This is a genomic window from Nocardia brasiliensis ATCC 700358 (assembly GCF_000250675.2).
GTDB lineage: Bacteria > Actinomycetota > Actinomycetes > Mycobacteriales > Mycobacteriaceae > Nocardia > Nocardia brasiliensis_B.
Genome location: NC_018681.1, coordinates 1,339,197 through 1,358,536, shown reverse-complemented (window position 1 = coordinate 1,358,536; position 19,340 = coordinate 1,339,197). Strand labels below are relative to the sequence as shown.

The 19,340-nt window shown below is 67.9% G+C and carries 20 protein-coding genes; 10 read left to right on the top strand and 10 right to left on the bottom strand.

Features of this window, described 5'->3' with window-relative positions; all coding sequences use genetic code 11:
* Positions 1-39 precede the first annotated feature (39 nt).
* Complete coding sequence (locus tag O3I_RS05935) at positions 40-2,139, top strand: HelD family protein (protein WP_014981992.1); 2,100 nt, start codon at positions 40-42, stop codon at positions 2,137-2,139.
* Positions 2,140-2,194: 55 nt separating this feature from the next.
* Here the strand turns inward: O3I_RS05935 and O3I_RS05930 are convergent, their stop codons facing one another.
* Together O3I_RS05930 and O3I_RS05925 are read right to left on the bottom strand one after the other, a co-directional pair.
* Complete coding sequence (locus O3I_RS05930; RefSeq protein ID WP_014981991.1) at positions 2,195-3,352, bottom strand: acyl-CoA dehydrogenase; 1,158 nt, start codon at positions 3,350-3,352, stop codon at positions 2,195-2,197.
* Between the two features lie 159 nt (positions 3,353-3,511).
* Positions 3,512-4,192, bottom strand: a complete 681-nt coding sequence (locus tag O3I_RS05925; protein WP_041563433.1) for a TetR family transcriptional regulator — start codon at positions 4,190-4,192, stop codon at positions 3,512-3,514.
* Between the two features lie 98 nt (positions 4,193-4,290).
* Here O3I_RS05925 and O3I_RS05920 point away from each other — a divergent pair, with 98 nt between their 5' ends.
* Together O3I_RS05920 and O3I_RS05915 are read left to right on the top strand one after the other, a co-directional pair.
* Positions 4,291-4,749, top strand: a complete 459-nt coding sequence (locus O3I_RS05920) for a helix-turn-helix domain-containing protein (RefSeq protein WP_014981989.1) — start codon at positions 4,291-4,293, stop codon at positions 4,747-4,749.
* A gap of 2 nt (positions 4,750-4,751) precedes the next feature.
* Positions 4,752-5,318 (top strand): PIN domain-containing protein, encoded by a 567-nt coding sequence (locus O3I_RS05915; RefSeq protein WP_014981988.1) that lies wholly within the window; start codon positions 4,752-4,754, stop codon positions 5,316-5,318.
* Here the strand turns inward: O3I_RS05915 and purE are convergent, their stop codons facing one another.
* Complete coding sequence (purE, locus tag O3I_RS05910; RefSeq protein ID WP_041562433.1) at positions 5,319-5,819, bottom strand: 5-(carboxyamino)imidazole ribonucleotide mutase; 501 nt, start codon at positions 5,817-5,819, stop codon at positions 5,319-5,321. It abuts the gene before it with no gap.
* Between the two features lie 13 nt (positions 5,820-5,832).
* The gene (locus O3I_RS05905) at positions 5,833-7,056 is read right to left on the bottom strand and encodes a 5-(carboxyamino)imidazole ribonucleotide synthase (protein ID WP_041563432.1); all 1,224 of its coding nucleotides are present in this window, start codon (positions 7,054-7,056) and stop codon (positions 5,833-5,835) included.
* Between the two features lie 38 nt (positions 7,057-7,094).
* Between O3I_RS05905 and O3I_RS05900 the strand changes: the two genes are divergently transcribed.
* Complete coding sequence (locus O3I_RS05900) at positions 7,095-7,634, top strand: GtrA family protein (protein WP_029897843.1); 540 nt, start codon at positions 7,095-7,097, stop codon at positions 7,632-7,634.
* 17 nt (positions 7,635-7,651) lie between these two features.
* Here the strand turns inward: O3I_RS05900 and O3I_RS05895 are convergent, their stop codons facing one another.
* From O3I_RS05895 to O3I_RS46760, 5 genes are all read right to left on the bottom strand, one after another.
* Complete coding sequence (locus tag O3I_RS05895; RefSeq protein ID WP_041562432.1) at positions 7,652-8,959, bottom strand: sensor histidine kinase; 1,308 nt, start codon at positions 8,957-8,959, stop codon at positions 7,652-7,654.
* 1 nt (position 8,960) lies between these two features.
* Positions 8,961-9,638 carry a response regulator transcription factor gene (locus O3I_RS05890; protein WP_014981983.1) on the bottom strand — a complete coding sequence of 226 codons (678 nt, stop codon included), beginning with the start codon at positions 9,636-9,638 and terminating at the stop codon, positions 8,961-8,963.
* Between the two features lie 22 nt (positions 9,639-9,660).
* Positions 9,661-10,209, bottom strand: a complete 549-nt coding sequence (locus O3I_RS05885; protein WP_014981982.1) for a PH domain-containing protein — start codon at positions 10,207-10,209, stop codon at positions 9,661-9,663.
* Between the two features lie 168 nt (positions 10,210-10,377).
* Entirely contained in the window at positions 10,378-11,178 is an 801-nt protein-coding gene (locus O3I_RS05880) for a biotin--[acetyl-CoA-carboxylase] ligase (protein ID WP_041562431.1), read from the bottom strand.
* Between the two features lie 58 nt (positions 11,179-11,236).
* Positions 11,237-11,359 (bottom strand): hypothetical protein, encoded by a 123-nt coding sequence (locus tag O3I_RS46760; protein ID WP_272944288.1) that lies wholly within the window; start codon positions 11,357-11,359, stop codon positions 11,237-11,239.
* 335 nt (positions 11,360-11,694) lie between these two features.
* Between O3I_RS46760 and O3I_RS05875 the strand changes: the two genes are divergently transcribed.
* The 3 genes from O3I_RS05875 to O3I_RS05865 all read left to right on the top strand — a co-directional run bounded on the left by O3I_RS05875 (position 11,695) and on the right by O3I_RS05865 (position 14,434).
* On the top strand, positions 11,695-13,335 hold the full coding sequence (locus tag O3I_RS05875) for an acyl-CoA carboxylase subunit beta (protein WP_014981979.1): 1,641 nt from the start codon (positions 11,695-11,697) through the stop codon (positions 13,333-13,335).
* 134 nt (positions 13,336-13,469) lie between these two features.
* Entirely contained in the window at positions 13,470-13,802 is a 333-nt protein-coding gene (locus tag O3I_RS05870) for an acyl-CoA carboxylase subunit epsilon (protein ID WP_014981978.1), read from the top strand.
* Positions 13,799-14,434 (top strand): nucleoside triphosphate pyrophosphatase, encoded by a 636-nt coding sequence (locus O3I_RS05865; RefSeq protein ID WP_014981977.1) that lies wholly within the window; start codon positions 13,799-13,801, stop codon positions 14,432-14,434. Before O3I_RS05870 ends, O3I_RS05865 begins: the two co-directional genes overlap by 4 nt.
* Here the strand turns inward: O3I_RS05865 and O3I_RS05860 are convergent.
* Positions 14,360-15,172, bottom strand: a complete 813-nt coding sequence (locus O3I_RS05860; protein ID WP_014981976.1) for a helix-turn-helix transcriptional regulator — start codon at positions 15,170-15,172, stop codon at positions 14,360-14,362. The two genes, O3I_RS05865 and O3I_RS05860, sit on opposite strands and share 75 nt — an antisense overlap.
* 166 nt (positions 15,173-15,338) lie before the next feature.
* Here O3I_RS05860 and O3I_RS05855 point away from each other — a divergent pair, with 166 nt between their 5' ends.
* From O3I_RS05855 to O3I_RS05845, 3 genes are all read left to right on the top strand, one after another.
* Entirely contained in the window at positions 15,339-16,253 is a 915-nt protein-coding gene (locus tag O3I_RS05855; RefSeq protein ID WP_041562430.1) for a sulfurtransferase, read from the top strand.
* Between the two features lie 163 nt (positions 16,254-16,416).
* On the top strand, positions 16,417-18,216 hold the full coding sequence (locus O3I_RS05850; RefSeq protein ID WP_014981974.1) for an acetyl/propionyl/methylcrotonyl-CoA carboxylase subunit alpha: 1,800 nt from the start codon (positions 16,417-16,419) through the stop codon (positions 18,214-18,216).
* A gap of 115 nt (positions 18,217-18,331) precedes the next feature.
* On the top strand, positions 18,332-19,267 hold the full coding sequence (locus O3I_RS05845) for a patatin-like phospholipase family protein (protein WP_014981973.1): 936 nt from the start codon (positions 18,332-18,334) through the stop codon (positions 19,265-19,267).
* Positions 19,268-19,340: the final 73 nt, after the last annotated feature.

Genomic DNA, 19,340 nt, shown 5'->3' with positions numbered 1-19,340 from the left:
GTTTACCGGGTTAAATTTCCGAACCGAGGTGGGGAGCCGATGCAGCACGATCCTGTCGAGCCCGAAATCCGTGCCGAACGCGACTACCTGACCTCGTGCCGCGCCGCGCTGACCCGCATGCGCGACGCCGCGGTCACGGCACTGGCGGACGGTCTGGGTCAAGGCGACGTGTTCGACAAATTCCAGAACTTCGCCGCGCGCGAGTTCCACAAGAAGCAGATCGAGGAGCTATCCGGCTTCGACGACGTCCCACTGTTCTTCGGGCGCTTGGACTTTCCGCCGGGTGAACTCTACGACAAGGTCCGCGAGGTCGGCGCGCCCTCGTCCGCGCCGGACAGCGACCGCGTCTACATCGGGCGCCGCGGCATCGCCGACGAGCGCGGGGAGCTGCTGGTCATCGACTGGCGGGCGCCGCTGTCGCGAGCCTTCTACGAGGCCGATCCGCAGGACGCGATGCGCGTGCGGGTGCGCCGCCGATTCGGCTTCGATCACACCGGCACCCTCACCGCCTTCGAGGACGAAGCGCTCGACGGCCACGGCGCCGACCGCGACGGCCGGCTGCTCGCCGCGGAAATCGAACGGCCGCGCAAGGGGCCGATGCGCGACATCGTCGCCACCATCCAACCCGAACAGATGCGACTCGTCCGGGCGCCACTGGAACGCACGCTCTGCATTCAGGGCGCGCCCGGCACCGGCAAGACCGCCGTCGGCCTGCACCGGCTGGCGTACCTGCTGTTCACCGAGCGGGAACGGTTGCAGCGGGAGGGCGGGGTCGCCGTCATCGGACCCAACCGCGCTTTCCTCGACTACGTCCGCAATGTGCTGCCCGCCCTGGGCGAAGTGGCCGTGCTGCAAACTACCGTCGAGGAACTCACCGGCTCGAATGACCCTGCGCACGTGGATGATCCGCAGACCGAGCGGATCAAGGGGGACGCCAGGATGGCCGAGGTCATTCGCCGTCTGCTGTGGTCGCGCGTCCGGCCCCTCGAGGAGACCGTGCCGGTCAAGCACCTGCAACGGACCTGGCACCTGTACTCCGACGAGATCGCCGAAGAACTCGACGAGGTACGCGCCCGCGGGACCGACTACCGCACGGGGATCGAGTTACTCGGCCAGCGGCTGGCTCTGCTCGTGCTGCGCCGGATGGAACAGGCGGGACACAGCACCACCGACGCGACGCTGCGGCAGCTGTGCCGGAACAAGGCGATCGTGCGCGCCGTCCAGCGGATGTGGCCGGAAACCGATTCCGCCCGAGTCGTTTTCGATCTTCTCACCGACCGGGAGCAGTTGGCCCAGCTGGCACACGACCTGCTCTCGCCCGCCGAACAGAGTGCGGTCCTGTCCACGGCGCGGCCCCGCACGGTGCGCCAGATGCGATGGTCCAAGGCAGATTTCGTGCTGATCGACGAGGCCGCGAGCATGATCGAACGGCCCGCGAAACTCGGCCACATCGTGGTCGACGAAGCCCAGGACCTCAGCGCCATGCAGCTGCGGGCGATCGCCCGCCGCGCAACCGGATCCTGCACGGTACTCGGCGATCTCGCGCAGGCCACCAGCCCCTCGGCCGTCACCGACTGGGCCGAAGTCCTCGGCCACCTCGACCGAACCGACGGTGTGATCGAGGAATTGACGCGCGGCTATCGCGTGCCGGCCCAGGTCATCGACTACGCGGCCCGCCTGCTGCCGCATATCGCCCCGGACCTGCGCGGACCGTCCTCGTTCCGGCAGTCCGCCGAGGCTCTGCGCATCCTGCGCACGTCCCCGGCGAAGCTGCACGACACTGCCGTAACCGCCTGTGCCAGAGCACTTTCCGAGGCGGGATCGATCGGGATCATCGCCGCAGACCGCGATATCCCGGAATTCCACCGCTCGTTGACCGATGCGGGACTTCCGCACACCCTGCTCGGCACCGACGAGGCGAGTATCGACGCCCGCCTGAACCTCGTCCCCGTCACCTTGGCGAAAGGCCTCGAATTCGACACCGTAGTGGTCGTCGAGCCCGCCACCATCGTCGACGCGGAACCCCGTGGCCTGCACCGCCTCTACGTCGCCCTCACCCGAGCCGTGAGCACCCTCACGGTCCTGCACGCCGCTCCCCTACCGACCCCCCTGCTCCGAGAACCCGCCATGAGCGCCTGACGAAAAACGGTGGCACCGAAACCCGGTGCCACCGTTGGCTTCTCGCCCGCGTGGATCAGCGCAGCAGGGCGCGGCTCATGACGACGCGCTGGATCTGGTTGGTGCCTTCGTAGATTTGGGTGATCTTGGCGTCGCGCATCATGCGCTCCACCGGGAAGTCGGTGGTGTAGCCGGCGCCGCCGAAGAGCTGGACGGCGTTGGTGGTGACCTCCATGGCCACGTCGGAGGCGAAGCACTTGGCGGCGGCGGAGATGAAGCCCAGGTTCTTCTCGCCGCGCTCGGCGCGGGCGGCGGAGGTGTAGACCATGAGGCGGGCCGCCTCGATCTTCATCGCCATGTCGGCGAGCATGAACTCGGTGTTCTGGAAGCTGGCGATGGTCTTGCCGAACTGCTTGCGGTCCTTGGTGTAGGCGATCGCGGCGTCCAGCGCACCCTGAGCGATGCCGACCGCCTGCGCGCCGATGGTCGGGCGGGTGTGGTCCAGGGTCTGCAGCGCGGTCTTGAAACCGGTACCCGGCTCGCCGACGATCCGGTCACCCGGCACCCGGCAGTTCTCGAAATACAGTTCGGCCGTGGGCGATCCCTTGATGCCGAGCTTGTGCTCGAGCGGGCCGACGACGAAACCTTCGTCGTCCTTGTGCACCAGGAAGGCCGAAATACCGTTGGCGCCCTTGTCCGCATCGGTCACCGCCATGACGGTGTACCAGGAAGACTTGCCGCCGTTGGTGATCCAGCACTTGGAGCCGTTGAGGACCCAGTCCTCACCCTCCTGCTTGGCGCGGGTGCGCATGCTCGCGGCATCCGAACCGGCCTCGCGCTCGGACAGCGCGTAGGAGGCCATCTCGCCGTTGACGATATCGGGCAGCACCTGCTGCTTGAGTTCCTCGGAACCGTTGAGGATCAGGCCCATGGTGCCGAGCTTGTTGACCGCGGGAATGAGCGAGGAGGAACCGCAGACGCGCGCGACCTCTTCGATCACGATGCAGGTCGCGACGGAGTCCGCGCCCTGGCCGCCGTACGCCTCGGGCACGTGCACCGCGTTGAAGCCCGCCGCGTTCAGCGCGGACAGCGCCTCCTCGGGGAAGCGGGAGTTACCGTCGACGTCCTTGGCGTGCGGAGCGATCTCCTTCTCCGCCAGCCCGCGGATGGCCGCACGCAGTTCGTCGTGGAAGTCCTCGAGCTGGAACAGGTTGAAATCGGGGTTTCCCGCCATGGGGCTCACTCCTGGTCGTCGGTACATGCCGGCACTGCCCGAGCATTGCCACACTTCGGCACTCGGTGCCATATCTTGGCCCAGTGTACGCCCATACATCGCCGCAACGTGCGGATACTTTCTGGCACTCAGTGTCAGATTGGTCGCACTGGACCCGGCTCAAAGACTACCGAGCTTGCGCGCCACCAGATCGGCGACCTGCCGGGCCGGGGTGTCGCGCGGGAACACCGCGACCACCATTTCGTCGGCCGCGGCCCGCCTGCCGTCGCCGCGCGGAATCGCGGCGAGTTCCACGCGCAGGTCCGCGGCACCGGCGTCGGATTCGCCGCGCACCATCCGGCGCAACAGGTAGTTGTGTGTCGCGGTGACCGCGGCCGTGTACTGCACCCGGGCCAGATCGGGCACCTCCGGCAGGCGTTCCCGCAGGTAGTCGGTGAACAGCCGCTCGTACCGGAAGACCGTCACGATCTCCCGCTCCCGCAGCGCGGGCACTCGGCGCACCACCTGATACCGCCGCGCCGCGATCTCGCGCCACTGGGTGAACCGCACGAAGACCTGCACCACGGCCTCGCACACGATCTCCCACGGATCTCCCGGCGTGGCCGCCAGGAACTCCGCCGCCCGCGCCAGCTGCGATTCGTGATCGGCGAAGATCACGTCCTCTTTCGAGCGGAACTGCCGGAAGAACGTGCGCCGTGAGATCCCCGCCGCCTCCGCGATCTCGTCGACCGTCGTCGCCTCATACCCCTTCTCGGCGAACAACCGCAACGCCTGATCGACCACCGCCAGCCGAAACTCCGCGTTGTCCTCCCCCCGCACCCGCCCCTCACCAGTAGTCACCAACCAACCGTAGCGAGCCGCGGGCCGACGCCACGCCGACGCAGCCTCTTTCGAATATTTCGTTTGTTTCGTATACTGCGAATAAGGAGGTGATTGGCGTGGCGCGTTTGCAGGCTGCGAAGCGGACAGAACCCGGAAAGATCGATGCCGATGTGGCCGCCCGTGCCATGCGGCGGATCAAGGACTACCTGATGCAGCACCCCACGGAACAAAACATCCAGGTGACGAGAGAGCACCCAGGCGAAGACGCTCTGGTCCTGCCCCGAGAAGCTGTCAGCCTGCTCGCATTCATCCTGACGCAGGCCGCCGAAGGCCGCGGCGTGTCGGTAGTTCCCTCGCATGCCGAACTCACTACTCAGCAAGCAGCCGACATGTTGAACGTTTCCCGCCCGTATGTGATCGCTCTCCTGGAGGCCGACGAGATTCCGTTCCGCCTCGTCGGCCGTCATCGGCGGATCAGATACGAAGACCTCAAGGAATACCAGCAGCGGAACCAAGCGAAAAGCAAAGCCGCAGCAGACGAACTCGCTCATCTCGGCCAAGATCTCGGCATCTGACCATGGCCTTCGTCGTGGTGTACGACGCCAACGTCCTCTACGGAAATGCGCTACGCGACTTGTTGATTCGAATTGCGATGTCCGGCTCCGTGCAAGCGAAATGGACGGACAAGATCCTCGACGAAGCTCTGGCGAGTCTGGCGGACAAACGGCCCGACATTCCCACCCCGAAACTGACCCGACTTCGCGGACTGATGAACAAGGCAGTTCCAGACAGTCTCGTCTACGGCTACGAGCCTCTCATCGAGGGTCTGAAGCTGCCCGACCCCGACGACCGCCACGTACTCGCGGCGGCCATTGCCGTCGGCGCCCAGGTCATTGTGACGTCCAACCTCGCCGACTTTCCTTCAGATGCGTTGGCACCGTGGAATATCGAGGCACAGAGTCCCGACGACTTTCTGCTCGACCAGATCGACTTCGACGACCGAGTGGTCTGGGCGTGCATCCAGCAGATCGCGGACTCGCACATCAATCCGCCGGAAACCGTCGAGGATGTGCTCGACGCGCTGGATAGCGCGGGCCTCGTGGAAGCGGTTGCGGCCCTACGCGCAGGCGGCCTCGACGGCTGATCAGCCGAGGAGTTTGGTGCGCAGGGCCTCGTCTTTGTCGAGGACCATTTGTTCCAAAGCGGCTTGGAACTGTTCCATGCGGGTGCGTAGGGCGGGGTCGTGGGCGGCGAGGATGCGGACGGCGAGCAGGCCCGCGTTGCGGGCGCCACCGATGGAGACGGTGGCGACCGGGACGCCTGCGGGCATCTGGACGATGGAGAGCAGCGAGTCCATGCCGTCGAGGTACTTCAACGGGACGGGGACGCCGATGACGGGCAGCGCGGTCGCGGAGGCGACCATGCCGGGCAGATGGGCGGCGCCGCCCGCACCGGCGATGATGACCTGGAGGCCGCGGCCCGCGGCCTCGCGCGCGTAGTCGAGCATCCGCTGCGGGGTGCGGTGCGCCGAGACGACACCGACCTCGAAACGAATCCCGAACTCCGCCAGCGCTTCCGCGGCGGCCTCCATGGTCGGCCAGTCGGAGTCGCTGCCCATGATCAGGCCTACCTGCGGAGTGGTCATGCGTGCGCCTCGCTCACTGGTGGGGATCCCATCCATCCGTCCATACCGCGCGCGACATCCACTGCGCCGCGCGTTCGGCCTTCTCCCGCACCTCGGCGACATCGTCACCGAGGATGTTGATGTGCCCGATCTTGCGATCCGGGCGTTCGCCCTTGCCGTACAGGTGCACCTTCGCGTCGGGCATCCGCGCGAACAGGTGGTGCAGCCGCTCGTCCATGGTCATCGCGGGCGCCTCGGCCGCGCCGAGGATATTGGCCATCACGGTGACCGGGGCCAGCGGGCTGGTGTCGCCGAGCGGATAGTCCAGCACCGCGCGCAGATGCTGCTCGAACTGACCTGTGCGCGCGCCGTCCATCCCCCAGTGCCCGGAGTTGTGTGGCCGCATCGCCAGCTCGTTGATCAGCAGCTCGCCGTCGTGGGTTTCGAACAGCTCCACCGCCATCGCCCCGACCACGCCGAGTTCCTTCGCGAGATGCAGCGCCAGCGTCTCCGCCTGCGCGGCCAGGTCGTCGTCGAGGTCCGGCGCGGGCGCGATCACCACGGCGCACTGGCCGTTGCGCTGCACGGTCTCCACCACCGGCCAGGTCGCGGCCTGCCCGAACGGCGAGCGCGCGACCATCGCCGACAGCTCTCGCTTCAGGTCGACCTTGGCTTCGGCGAGCAATTGCACGTCGTGCGCGAGCTGCTCGGTGACGATCGTGGTGGCCTCGGCCGCGGACGCGGGCATCCAGACACCGCGGCCGTCGTAGCCGCCGCGCACCGCCTTGAGCACCACGGCCCACCCGTGCTCGTCCCCGAACCGCACCGCGTCCTCGACCGAGCCGACCGGCGTGAACGCGGGCACCGGCAGGCCGAGCTCGGACAGCTTCAGCCGCATGGCGAGCTTGTCCTGTGCGAAGACCAGCGCCTGCGGCGGCGGCTGCACGTTCACGCCCTCGGCGACCAGCGCCTCCAGGTGTTCGGTGGGCACGTGCTCGTGGTCGAAGGTCAGCGCGTGCGAGCCGACCGCGGCTTTGCGCAACGCGGCCAGGTCGGCGTGACTGCCGAGCACGACCTCGGGGCTGACCTGGGCGGCCGGGTCGTCGGGGCGTTCGGCGAGCACCCGTAGCCGCTGGCCGAGCGCGATGGCGGCCTGGTGCGTCATGCGCGCCAGCTGACCGCCACCGATCATGGTGACGGTGGGCATACCCGAGGATTCGAAGGAACGTACTGCGTCCACGTCGGACAATATTGTCATGTCCGGCGCGAATGACCCCGACCGGTACACTCGGCCCCGTGTCATTCGTCGACGACGTGGTCCGCGTCCTGCCCAGGCCTCTCGCGAGGATCGCGTTCCGCCATCGGGAACTGATCAAGTTCGCGATCGTCGGCGCGACCACGTTCGTGATCGACAGCGGCATCTTCTACGTCCTGAAGTGGACCGTGCTGTCGGAGAAACCGGTCACCGCGAAGATCATCTCCGGCGTCATCGCCGTGATCGCGTCCTACATCCTCAACCGGGAATGGTCGTTCCGGAACCGGGGCGGGCGCGAACGACACCATGAGGCGCTGCTGTTCTTCGGCGTCAGCGGCGTCGGCGTGGTGCTGGCCTTCATCCCGCTGTGGATCTCCAGCTACGTCTTCGACCTGCGTCAGCCCGATGTGAGCTTCACCGTCGAGAACATCGCGGACTTCATCAGCGCCTTCATCATCGGCAACCTGCTGCAGATGGCGTTCCGCTTCTGGGCGATGCGCCGCTGGGTGTTCCCCGACGAGATGAACGAGATCGCCGCCGAATTCGACGAGATCGTCGAAGAGCAGTTCGGCCGTAACTGACGCGGTGCGGGCCTGATTCACCGCGGTTCCGGCACCACCGAGTTCTGCGTCCGGTACGCGGCCGAATTCAGGAACACCGCGAACAGCGCGGGCCTGCGCCGCTGCAATTCCAGCCGCCCGCCGTCGGCCTCGACCAAGGCCCGCGCCAGCGCCAGCCCCACACCGGTCGAGCCGCCCGCGGAGAAGCCGCGGTCGAAGATGTGCGGCGCGAGTTCGTCCCGGATGCCGTCGCCCTCGTCGGCCACCTCCACACAGACCAGCGGATCGCGATCGATACCGGGCCGCACCGTGCGCACCGACACCGTGCAGGTGCCGCCCCCGTGCATGAGCGCGTTGTCGACGAGCACCGCGACCGCCTCGCGCAGCCGGGAACCGGTGATCGGGGCGCGCAGCGATTCGTCGCCGATGAGCGTCAGGGTGCGACCGGCTTCGGAGAACGGGTGCGTCCATTCGGCGACCACGCCGCGCAGCTCCTCCATCACCGGCACCGGGTCGAGGTCGGCGGCGTCCTCGTCCCGGGACGCGCGGACCAGATCGTCGATCGCGTCGGTGAGCCGATCGACCTGGGCCATGGCCTCCTCGGCCTCGTGCACCACTTCGGGATCGGCGTGCGCGGACAGCTCGTCCAGGCGCAGCCGGACCGCGGTGAGCCGGCTGCGCAGCTGATGGGAGACGTCGGCGACCAGTGCGTGCTCGCGCTGCAGGCGCCCGGCGATCTCCACGGTCGCGGAGTCGAGCACGTCGGAAACCCGGTCCAGTTCGGAGATGCCGTGCCGACGCGGGTCCGGGCGGAAGTCACCCATGGCCAGTCTGGCGGCCCTGGCGGCCACGTCACGCAACGGATCGGCCACCCGCCGGGCGGTGACCACCGCGACCGACACCGCGGCGCCCAGCGAGGCGAGCACGGCCAGCGCGACCACCGCGACGGCCTGCTGCTGCCTGGCGTGCATCGGCGCGGACGGCACCTCCAGCCGCAGCGACCCGCGCTGACCCATGGACAGTGATTCGACCAACGGGTCCTTCACCTCGTCCACACCGATGTCCACCCGCGACGCGTTGTCCTGCGGGGCCGGATAGACGATGGTGAGTTTGGCGTCCGCGGGCAGCACCGGTTCCATCGCGCGCGTATCCAGTTCCCCGAGCACCATGCCGTCGCCGTGCTCCTGCACGATGATCGCCGCGGCGATCCGTTCCAATTTGCTCTGCAGATCGTCGCGGGTGATGTCCTCGACCCAGAGCCAGGCCGTGTAGACGAGCGGCACGCCGAGCACCACCGTGGTGAGCATCAGCACGGTGAGCATGGACCGCAGGATTCTGCGCCGCACGTCAGTCGGTGTTCAGCCGGAAGCCGACACCGCGGACGGTGACGATGCGCCGCTCGGCCATCGGGCCCTCGTCGCCGATCTTGCGACGCAGCCAGGACATGTGCATGTCCAGCGTCTTGGAGCCGCGCAACTCGGCGTCGCCCCAGACCTCGCGCAGGATGGTCTCGCGCGGCACCACCTGACCGGCCCGGTCGATCAGCACCTTCAGCAACTCGTATTCCTTGTTGGCCAAGCCGATCTCGGCGCCGTTCACCAGCACCCGGCGCGCGGCCGGTTCCAGCCGGATGCCGCCGACCTCCACCGTGTCGTCGCCGATCCCGCTGCGCCGCAACAGGGCTCGCACCCGCGCCAGCAGTTCGGCGAGCCGGAACGGCTTGCCGACGTAGTCGTCGGCGCCCGCGTCGAGGCCGACCACGAAATCGACCTCGTCGGTGCGGGCGGTGAGCATCAGCACGGCGATGTCCGCGCCGCTGGCCCGGACCTGACGGCACACCTCCAGCCCGTCCATGCCGGGCAGGCCGAGGTCGAGGATCAGCAGATCGTGATGCCCTTCCAGGGCTCGTTCGAGCACGGCCGGACCGAAGCGCTCGACGGTCACCGAGTACCCCTCGCGCCCCAAGGCGCGCGACAACGGCGCGGCGATCGCCTCGTCGTCTTCAGCTAGCAGTACGGCCGTCATACGCCCAGGTTAACGCGAACACTCATCGATAGTCGCCGCGCTCACGCGAGTACGCGTCGCGACCGTTGTCACCCTGCTCGACCTCGAACACCTGGTGGTACAGCAGCGCGTGCACCCGCTGCACCGCCGGGATGTCGTCGAACTCGAGCGGCTCCGAGGACGACGATTCGATGATGAGCGTGCCGGTGCCGAGCATCCGGTCGAACAACCCGTGCCGGAACTGCACGCTGGAGATGCGGCTCATCGGGATGTCGATGCCGGTGTGCGTCAGCACGCCCTGCCGGACCAGCACGCGCCGGTCGGTGATGATGAAATGCGTCGACTTCCAGCCGAGAATCGGTGCGACACAACGCCATACGACGATGATCAGCCAGATGGCGAGCACCGCGATCAGCAGCGCGGTACGCGCGGTTCCCTCGGGCGCTTTACGCGAGGCCAGGCCCCCCGCGAACCCGGCGAGTGCGGTGGCGACGATCAGCGTCACGATCGGCCAGAAGAGCATCTTCCAGTGCGGATGACGATGCAGAATCAGCTGCTCTTCCGGCGCAAGCACATCCTCCGGATAACCCATGGTCGAACAGTACCGCGTGCAGATGCCGAAATGCCTGACACCGCACCGCGTCGTGCTGCACAATCGTCGGCCGGCCCGCGTCGGCGCGGCGTCCGCGTGCCCGCCCGAAGCGCCGGCCGAGCCACCGACCGATGTCCTGCACTTGAATTCGAGTGCGGGACAGGCGGTTCAGTAGTCGGCGCGCAGATGCGTGACATCGCCCGCGGAGACCGGACGATCGCCGATCAGCAGGCGGCCCGCGTCGTCGATATCAGTGGCGACGCCGGTCAGCGTCTGCCCGCCGGGCAGTTCGGCACGCACCTGCTTGCCCAACGTCGCGCACCGCTCGCGGTAGGCGGCGGCCAGGTCGGCGGTCTTCCAGCCTGCGTCCCGCCAGGCGATGAAGCGCCGGGCGAACTCGGTCAGCATCGCCTGCACGAGTTGCGTCCGATCGGTCTCGCCCGCACCCGCCAGCAACAGCGAAATCGCATGCGGCACCGGGAGTTCGGCCTCGGTGAGACTCACGTTGAGCCCCATCCCGATCACCACGGCAGGCACCTCGCCGCTCACCGCGACCTCGGCCAGGATGCCCGCCACTTTGCGGCCATCGATCAGCACATCGTTGGGCCATTTGAGGTTCGCGTGCACACCGGCGGTCGCGCGCAGTGCGTCCACCACGGCGATGCCGGTGAGCAACGGCAGCCAGCCGAGGACCGCGGGCTCGATCCCGGGTAGCCGCACCAGCAGCGACATCGAGATCTGTGCCCGCGCCGGGCTGATCCAGGTGCGTGCGTGTCTGCCGCGCCCTTGCTCCTGCTGCTCTGCGAGGAGTACCGCGCGATCGGCGTCTGGTTCGCCTGCTCGCGCGATCAGGTCCGCGTTGGTGGACCCGGTCGACTCCACCACCTCGATGTGGTGGAAGAACGACAGCTCGGGCGACTCGATGAGACTGCGCCGCAACTGCTCTGCATCCAAAGGGGGCCTGTCCACACGGGCAGGCTACTCGGTGCGCGAGGTCGTGCCCGACACCTGCCGGGCGCTGATGGGTTTATCCGACGAGGTCGTAACCGCAGCTCGGTGCCCGTGCAGCTTGCTCAGCGGGCGCGTCCTCCCCCTGCTCGGCCTCGGTCCGGAAATCCGGATCGACGATCGTCGGCTCCGGCTCGGTCACCGGCCACCTCGTGAATGCCCCCGCGGCGGCGTGTTCGGCTATGGTCGTGCTCCATCCCCACATACTGTGCTCCTCCCCTGAGCTGCCTGGGCGGTGTAGCTGTCTGCCTGGGCGTGTGTTCTCCTATCCCGGCTCCCCCGTCGGAGCGCGAAAACTTGACCACTCCAGGGTATCCGGGGCACCGGTCGCGGCGATACTCATTTTCTGCCGAATGGAAACGCCACCGACGACCTGGAACTTTCCCGGCGCAACGTTGATCTAGCTGGGCGTTTTTACCGGTCGGTAGCCCCTACTCGGTTAGAGAGAAGGACTGCCACTCGTTACACTCCGGAGCCATGACGAGTGTCCAGCAGCAGTCCGCGCAAGACCCGGCGGGCGCCCCCGACATCCACACCACCGCCGGGAAGCTGGCTGATCTGCGGAATCGGCTGGAAGAGGCCAAGCACCCGATGGGCGAGGCCGCGGTCGACAAGGTGCACGCCAAGGGCAAGATGACCGCCCGCGAACGCATCCTGGCGCTGCTCGACGAGGGTTCCTTCGTCGAGCTCGACGCGCTGGCCCGCCACCGCAGCGTCAATTTCGGACTGGAGCAGAATCGCCCGCTCGGCGACGGTGTCGTCACCGGTTACGGCACCATCGACGGCCGCGACGTGTGCATCTTCAGCCAGGACGTCACCGTGTTCGGCGGCAGCCTCGGCGAGGTCTACGGCGAGAAGATCGTCAAGGTGATGGACCTGGCGCTCAAGACCGGCCGCCCGTTGATCGGCATCAACGAGGGCGCCGGTGCGCGCATCCAGGAGGGCGTCGTCTCGCTCGGCCTCTACGGCGAGATCTTCCACCGCAACGTGCAGGCCTCCGGCGTGATCCCGCAGATCTCGCTGATCATGGGCCCGGCCGCGGGTGGCCACGTGTACTCCCCCGCGCTGACCGACTTCGTGGTGATGGTCGACGGAACCAGCCAGATGTTCGTCACCGGACCCGACGTCATCAAGACGGTCACCGGCGAGGACGTCAGCATGGAGGACCTGGGCGGCGCGCACACCCACATGACGAAATCCGGTGTCGCGCACTACGTCGCCTCCGGCGAGCAGGACGCGCTCGACTACGTCAAGGATCTGCTGTCCTACCTGCCGAGCAACAACCGCGCCGAGGCGCCGCGCTTCCCGGCGCCGGACCCGATCGACGGCGCGATCGAGGACTCGCTCACCGACGAGGACCTCGAGCTGGATTCGATCATCCCGGACTCGCCGAACCAGCCGTACGACATGCACGAGGTGATCCGTCGCCTGCTCGACGACGACGAGTTCCTCGAGGTGCAGGCCGAGCGCGCGATGAACATCATCGTCGGCTTCGGCCGGATCGACGGCCGCAGCGTCGGCATCGTCGCCAACCAGCCGACCCAGTTCGCCGGCTGCCTGGATATCGACGCCTCGGAGAAGGCCGCGCGCTTCGTGCGCACCTGCGACGCGTTCAACATCCCGATCCTCACCCTGGTCGACGTGCCGGGCTTCCTGCCGGGTACCGGGCAGGAGTACAACGGCATCATCCGGCGCGGCGCGAAGTTGTTGTACGCGTACGGCGAAGCCACTGTGGGAAAAATCACGGTCATCACGCGCAAGGCCTACGGCGGCGCCTACGACGTCATGGGTTCCAAGCACATGGGCGCCGACGTGAACCTGGCCTGGCCCACCGCGCAGATCGCGGTGATGGGCGCGTCCGGGGCGGTCGGTTTCGTCTACCGCAAGAAGCTGCAAGACGCCGCCAACAGCGGCGATGACGTCGACGCGCTGCGGCTCGAACTGCAGAACGAGTACGAGGACACCTTGGTGAACCCCTACGTCGCCGCCGAACGCGGTTACGTGGACGCGGTCATCCCGCCCTCGCACACCCGCGGTCAGATCGTGTCGGCACTGCGGCTGCTCGAACGCAAGATGGTCAGCCTGCCGCCGAAAAAACACGGCAACATCCCGTTGTGATCAAGCGATACCCTCGGTACGCCGCGCACACTGGTGAGAGCGACGCAATGAGTGGATCCGAGGATGATCGCGTCATCGACCGCTAGTTTCGAACAAGGAACACGCCTGATCAGGCAAAGAGAGGATCTGGCACTGTGACGACCGTGGCAGAAGAAGATGTGTTGACCGCCGCCGAACTCGACCTCTCCGTCGGCGCAATGCCCGACCAGGCCGAGTCGGCCGAGGGCACGGCGGCCGCCGCCGAAACCGCCGCGACCGGGGAGCCGTTCTTCCGGGTGCTGAAGGGCAACCCCAGCGACGAGGAGATCGCCGCGCTGGTCTGCGTGCTGTCCGCGGCCGCCGAGGACGCCGCCGCCGCGGGCTCGACCGGCCCGGTCGACATGTGGGGCCGCCCCACCTTCATGCATCGGGGCACCTCGCCGTTCTCGCCCTACGCCTTCCCGCAGCTGTCGCACCTGCGCGGGTGACCACCTTCGTTCTCGCCTCCGCGTCCCCGGCCCGCCGGGAAGTGCTCCGCTCGGCGGGCATCGACCCGGTCGTACGGGTATCGGAGGTGGACGAGGACGCCGTCGCGGCCGCACTGCCCGCCGGCACCGCACCGCAGGTCGTGGTCGTCGAACTGGCCAGGGCGAAGGCCTTGGCGGTGGCCGCGACTATTCCCGAACTGAGCGCCGATTGTGTTGTGGTCGGCTGTGATTCGATGCTGCTGGTGGACGGCGAACTACAGGGCAAGCCGCACACCGCCGCGGTCGCCCGGGCCCGCTGGGGCGAAATGGCCGGGCGCAGCGCCGATCTGGTGACCGGACACTGCGTCCTGCGGCTGCGGGACGGCGAGTGCACCGCCGAGGCCCTCGACTGCAGTTCCACCACAGTGCATTTCGGCAAGCCCGAGCCCGACGAACTCGACGCCTATATCGCGACCGGCGAACCGCTGCAGGTCGCGGGCGCGTTCACCCTGGACGGCCTGGGCGGCTGGTTCATCGACCGGATCGAGGGCGATCCGTCCAGCGTGATCGGTATCGGCCTACCACTGCTGCGCCGACTGCTTGGCGACGTTGGGGTCGCCGTTACGCAGCTGTGGGGCGATCCGGCCCGCTGACGGCGGCGCGATCACCGGTTCCACCGACGCGGCCGCGTCGCCGACCGCGGCCACCGCGGCGACCTCACGATTGTCCGGCTCGCGGCGCGCGTCCTGTTCCCGCCGCGCCAGCAGTTCCAACCGGACCACGCAGAGTTCCGGCTCGACGAACGGGTGCAGGCGCACGTTCACCTCGCCGCGCGCGCCGTTGCGATCCAGGACCTCTTTGATCAGCCCGAGGTGCACGCCGCACACCACCTCCGAGTGCGTGCGCGCGAGTTCGCGCAGCGGGCACGCGGTGAGCCGGACCAGCACCTGCTCGGCGGTGTCGTTGTTCGGATCGCGTTCAGGGGCGAACCCCAGCTCCGAAAGCAGCGTCATGGTGACGTCTTTCGCGTCCTCCAGCGATTCCACCCGGTGATCGCCGACGTCCAGCTTCGCGCCCCAGGCCCGGCCTGCCGCGATGGCCGCCTCGGAGCGCCTGCGCGGATCGGGGCCGAGTTGATCGGCGAGCACCTGGGCGAGATCCTGGTAGCCGACCGATCGCTGTACCGCGCTGTAACCGATTCGCGGACGCCCGCGACCGCGCGGCGGTTGCTGGAATTGGCGCACCAGGGATTCCCGGGTGAGCACGTCGAGATGAAACCGAACCGTGGTGACGTGTTGTCCGGTGATTCTGGCCAGTTCCTGGGCGTCGAGAGGCTCGCTGGCGCCACGTAGGATCGCGAGCAGTCGCCGCCGCGGCCAAGAATCGGACATAGCTCACCCCTCCTCCCGGGAGACTTTATCGGATGCAGGTGCGATTTATTCGCTCATTCAGCCGATTTGTGATCTGAAACGAAAGCAACTATCGCCTCACACTTACCATCGCTGTGAGACCTGAACCGCCGTAACCGCCGTCTACCTCGCGCGAAGGACCCACAACGTGCCCGCTGCTCCGGACCCTCATCCCTCATTCGGTGCTTACCCAGATCCTCACCGACTAGTAACCACAGAGTGGCTGTCGGCAAACATCGGCACGTCCGGACTCAAGATCGTCGAGTCCAACGAGGACATATTGCTGTACGACATCGGGCATGTACCCGGTGCCATCAAGATCGACTGGCGCGGCGATCTCAACGACCCGGTCACCCGCGACTACATCGACGGCGCCCGATTCACCGAGTTGATGCGCGCCAAGGGAATCGAGCGAGACGATACCGTGGTGATCTACGGCGACCGGGGCAACGCGCAGGCGGCGCACACATTGTGGGTCTTCACTTTGTTCGGGCACGAGGATGTGCGATTGCTGGACGGCGGCCGCGACGCCTGGATTTCCGAGGAACGCGACACCACCTTCGACACCCCCTATCTTTCCGTGAGCGACTATCCGGACGTGGTCCGCGACGACAGCAGCGCGCGGGCCTTCCGCGAGGACGTGCTCGCCCACCTCGGCGGACCACTGCTGGACGTGCGCTCGCCCGAGGAGTACTCCGGCGAACTAGTCCAGCCACCAATCAATCCGGAGGACGCGGCACTGCGCGGCGGGCACATCCCGACCGCGACCAACATTCCATGGACCGAGGCATTCGGCAACGACGGCCGCTTCCGCTCCCGCGCCGAACTGGACGCGGTGTACGGCGAGCTGGCCGGCGCGGACGACGTGATCGTCTACAGCCGGGTCGGCGAGCGTTCCAGCCATACCTGGTTCGTGCTGCGGTATCTGCTCGGTATCGAGACGGTGCGCAACTACGACGGTTCGTGGACCGAGTGGGGCAACTCGGTGCGTATGCCGATCGCCAAGGGGACTGAACCCGGTGCGGTACCGGCCGCCGCGGGCCGGCGCGCTCGCGCCAGGTAGCGCATGCTCGGCGTTCTCGCCGGACAGGCGGTGTGTGATACCCGACCTACTGTCCAGTAGGACTGGCCGAGTTCGGCGTCTGTTGGCAGACTGCCTACACTCGCCCGAGACGTAGTTCTGTCGACCTCGGGGCGACCAAAAGAGATTGCACACAGGAGGCTCAGTGCCCAGCCACGCCAGCGCACGGATCACGAAGGTACTCGTAGCTAACCGAGGCGAGATCGCCGTGCGCGTGATCAGGGCAGCCAAGGACGCAGGCATCGGCAGCGTCGCGGTCTACGCGGAGCCCGACGCGGACGCGCCCTTCGTGCAGCTCGCTGACGAAGCCTTCGCGCTCGGCGGCCAGACCTCGGCCGAGTCGTACCTCGTGTTCGACAAGATCCTCGACGCGGCCGCCCGGTCCGGCGCCGACGCGATCCACCCCGGCTACGGATTCCTTTCCGAGAACGCCGACTTCGCCCAGGCCGTCCTCGACGCCGGGCTGATCTGGATCGGCCCGTCCCCGCAGTCCATCCGCGACCTCGGCGACAAGGTCACCGCCCGGCACATCGCCGAGCGGGCCAAGGCCCCGATGGCCGCGGGCACCAAGGACCCGGTGAAGAACGCCGACGAGGTCGTCGAGTTCGCCAAGCAGTACGGCGTGCCGGTCGCGATCAAGGCCGCCTTCGGTGGCGGTGGACGCGGTATGAAGGTCGCGCACACCATCGAGGAGATCCCCGAACTGTTCGAGTCGGCCACCCGCGAGGCGATCGCCGCGTTCGGCCGCGGCGAATGCTTCGTCGAGCAGTACCTGGACAAGGCCCGCCACGTCGAGGCCCAGGTGATCGCCGACCAGCACGGCAACGTGGTGGTCGCGGGCACCCGCGACTGCTCGCTGCAGCGCCGGTTCCAGAAGCTGGTCGAAGAGGCCCCCGCGCCGTTCCTGTCCGACGAGGTGCGCGCGAAGATCCACGCCTCGGCCAAGGCCATCTGCAAGGAAGCCGGTTACTACGGCGCGGGCACGGTCGAGTACCTGGTGCAGGGCGAGACGGTGTCCTTCCTCGAGGTCAACACCCGCCTGCAGGTCGAGCACCCGGTCACCGAGGAGACCGCCGGTATCGACCTGGTGCGCCAGCAGTTCCGCATCGCCAACGGCGAAGAGCTGACGATCAAGGAAGACCCGACCCCGCGCGGGCACTCCTTCGAGTTCCGGATCAACGGCGAGGACGCGGGTCGCGGCTTCCTGCCCGCCCCCGGCCCGGTCTCGGTGTACCGCGAGCCCACCGGCCCCGGTGTGCGCGTGGACTCCGGCGTGGTCGAGGGCAGCGTGATCGGCGGCCAGTTCGATTCCATGCTGGCCAAGCTGATCGTCACCGGCGAGAACCGCACCCAGGCCCTCGAACGGGCCCGGCGCGCGCTGGCCGAGTACCAGGTCGAGGGACTGGCCACGGTCATCCCGTTCCACCGCGCGATCGTCGAGGATCCGGCCTTCATCGGTGACGGCGAGAAGTTCGACGTCTACACCAAGTGGATCGAAACCGAGTGGACCAACACCGTGGAGCCGTACACCGGCGCCGCCCCGGCCGAAGAGGACGAGGCCCTGCCCCGGCAGAAGGTGGTCGTCGAGGTCGGCGGGCGTCGCGTCGAGGTGTCGCTGCCCGGTCAGTTCAGCCTCGGTGGCGGTGCGGCCGCCGCGGGCAACGGTGCCGGTGTCGTGCGCAAGAAGCCCAAGCCGCGCAAGCGTGGCGGCGCGGGCGGCGGCGCGGCCTCCGGTGACGCGGTCACCGCGCCGATGCAGGGCACCGTGGTGAAGGTCGCCGTCGAAGAGGGCCAGACCGTCGAGGCGGGCGACCTGATCGTGGTGCTCGAGGCCATGAAGATGGAGAACCCGGTCAACGCGCACAAGGCGGGTGTGGTCACCGGGCTGGCGGTCGAGGCGGGTGCCGCGATCACCCAGGGCACCGTGCTCGCCGAGATCAAGTAAGACGTTCCGAACACTGAGCGAGATCGAGTAGTACTCGCGTAAACGTACGGCGAACACCGCTTCGAGCGGGCGCTGGGCGCTGCCGCCCGCGCCCGCTCTGTCGTATCGTGGTCCGGTGACCAGTACGAGCGTCTCCGTCGTCGCGGAGCTGATCCGCGCGCGGCGCACCGCGGGCACCCGTGCCGACGGCAATCGGCTGGTGCTCGTCATCGAGGGCGGCGGCAGTCGCGGCGTGTATTCGAGCGGCATGGTGTCGGCGCTCGAGGAACTCGGTCTCGCCTCCGTGTTCGACGCGGTGTACGGCACGTCGGCGGGCGCGATCAATGCCGCGTGGCTGCTCTGCGGGCGCGCGGTGGCGGGGATGCGGTCCTGGACCGACCCGGACATCATGCGCCGGGCCATCGATCCGGCCCGGATGCTGCGCGGCCGACCGGCTTTCGACCTGCGCTACCTGGTGCATCAGGTCTACGACGGCATCGAGCCGATGGATTTCCCGGCAATCCTGGCCAACCCCACCACTTTTCATCCCATCGCCACCGACATCCGGACCGGGCGGGCGGTGGACCTGCACCCGCACATCGTCGACAAGCGCACACTGATGGGCGCGATCCGCGCCTCCGCCGGACTGCCCATCCTGGCCGGGCCACCGGTACGGCTCGGCGGCGCACAGTATTTCGACGGTGGCCTCACCGAAACGGTCCCGATCCGCACCGCCGTCCACGCCGGCGCCACACACGCCCTGGTGCTGCGCACCCGCCGGATCGATGAACAACGCCCGCCCGCCTCGCTGCTGCACCGCGTCGTCGGCGGCGGCTACCTGCGCGCCGTCGCCCCCGGCGCCTACCGCGCCTGGATCCAGCGTCCGCAACAGCAGGCGATCGAGGATCGCGCACTCACCGAACGCGGCGAGGCAGTCCTGCAGATCCACCCGCCACTCGGCTCCCCCGACGTCGACAGCGCAGCCCGCGACGTAGGCCTGCTCGCCAAGGCCCTCGAAATCGGCCGCAACGCCGTCCACACCGTTTTCGCCGACACGATGCGCGTCGCCTGACCCCGCGCGCACCGGTTCTGACTTCTCGCACGGGTTCTGGGCTCTCGCACGCGCTGTGGCATGGCAGAGCGGG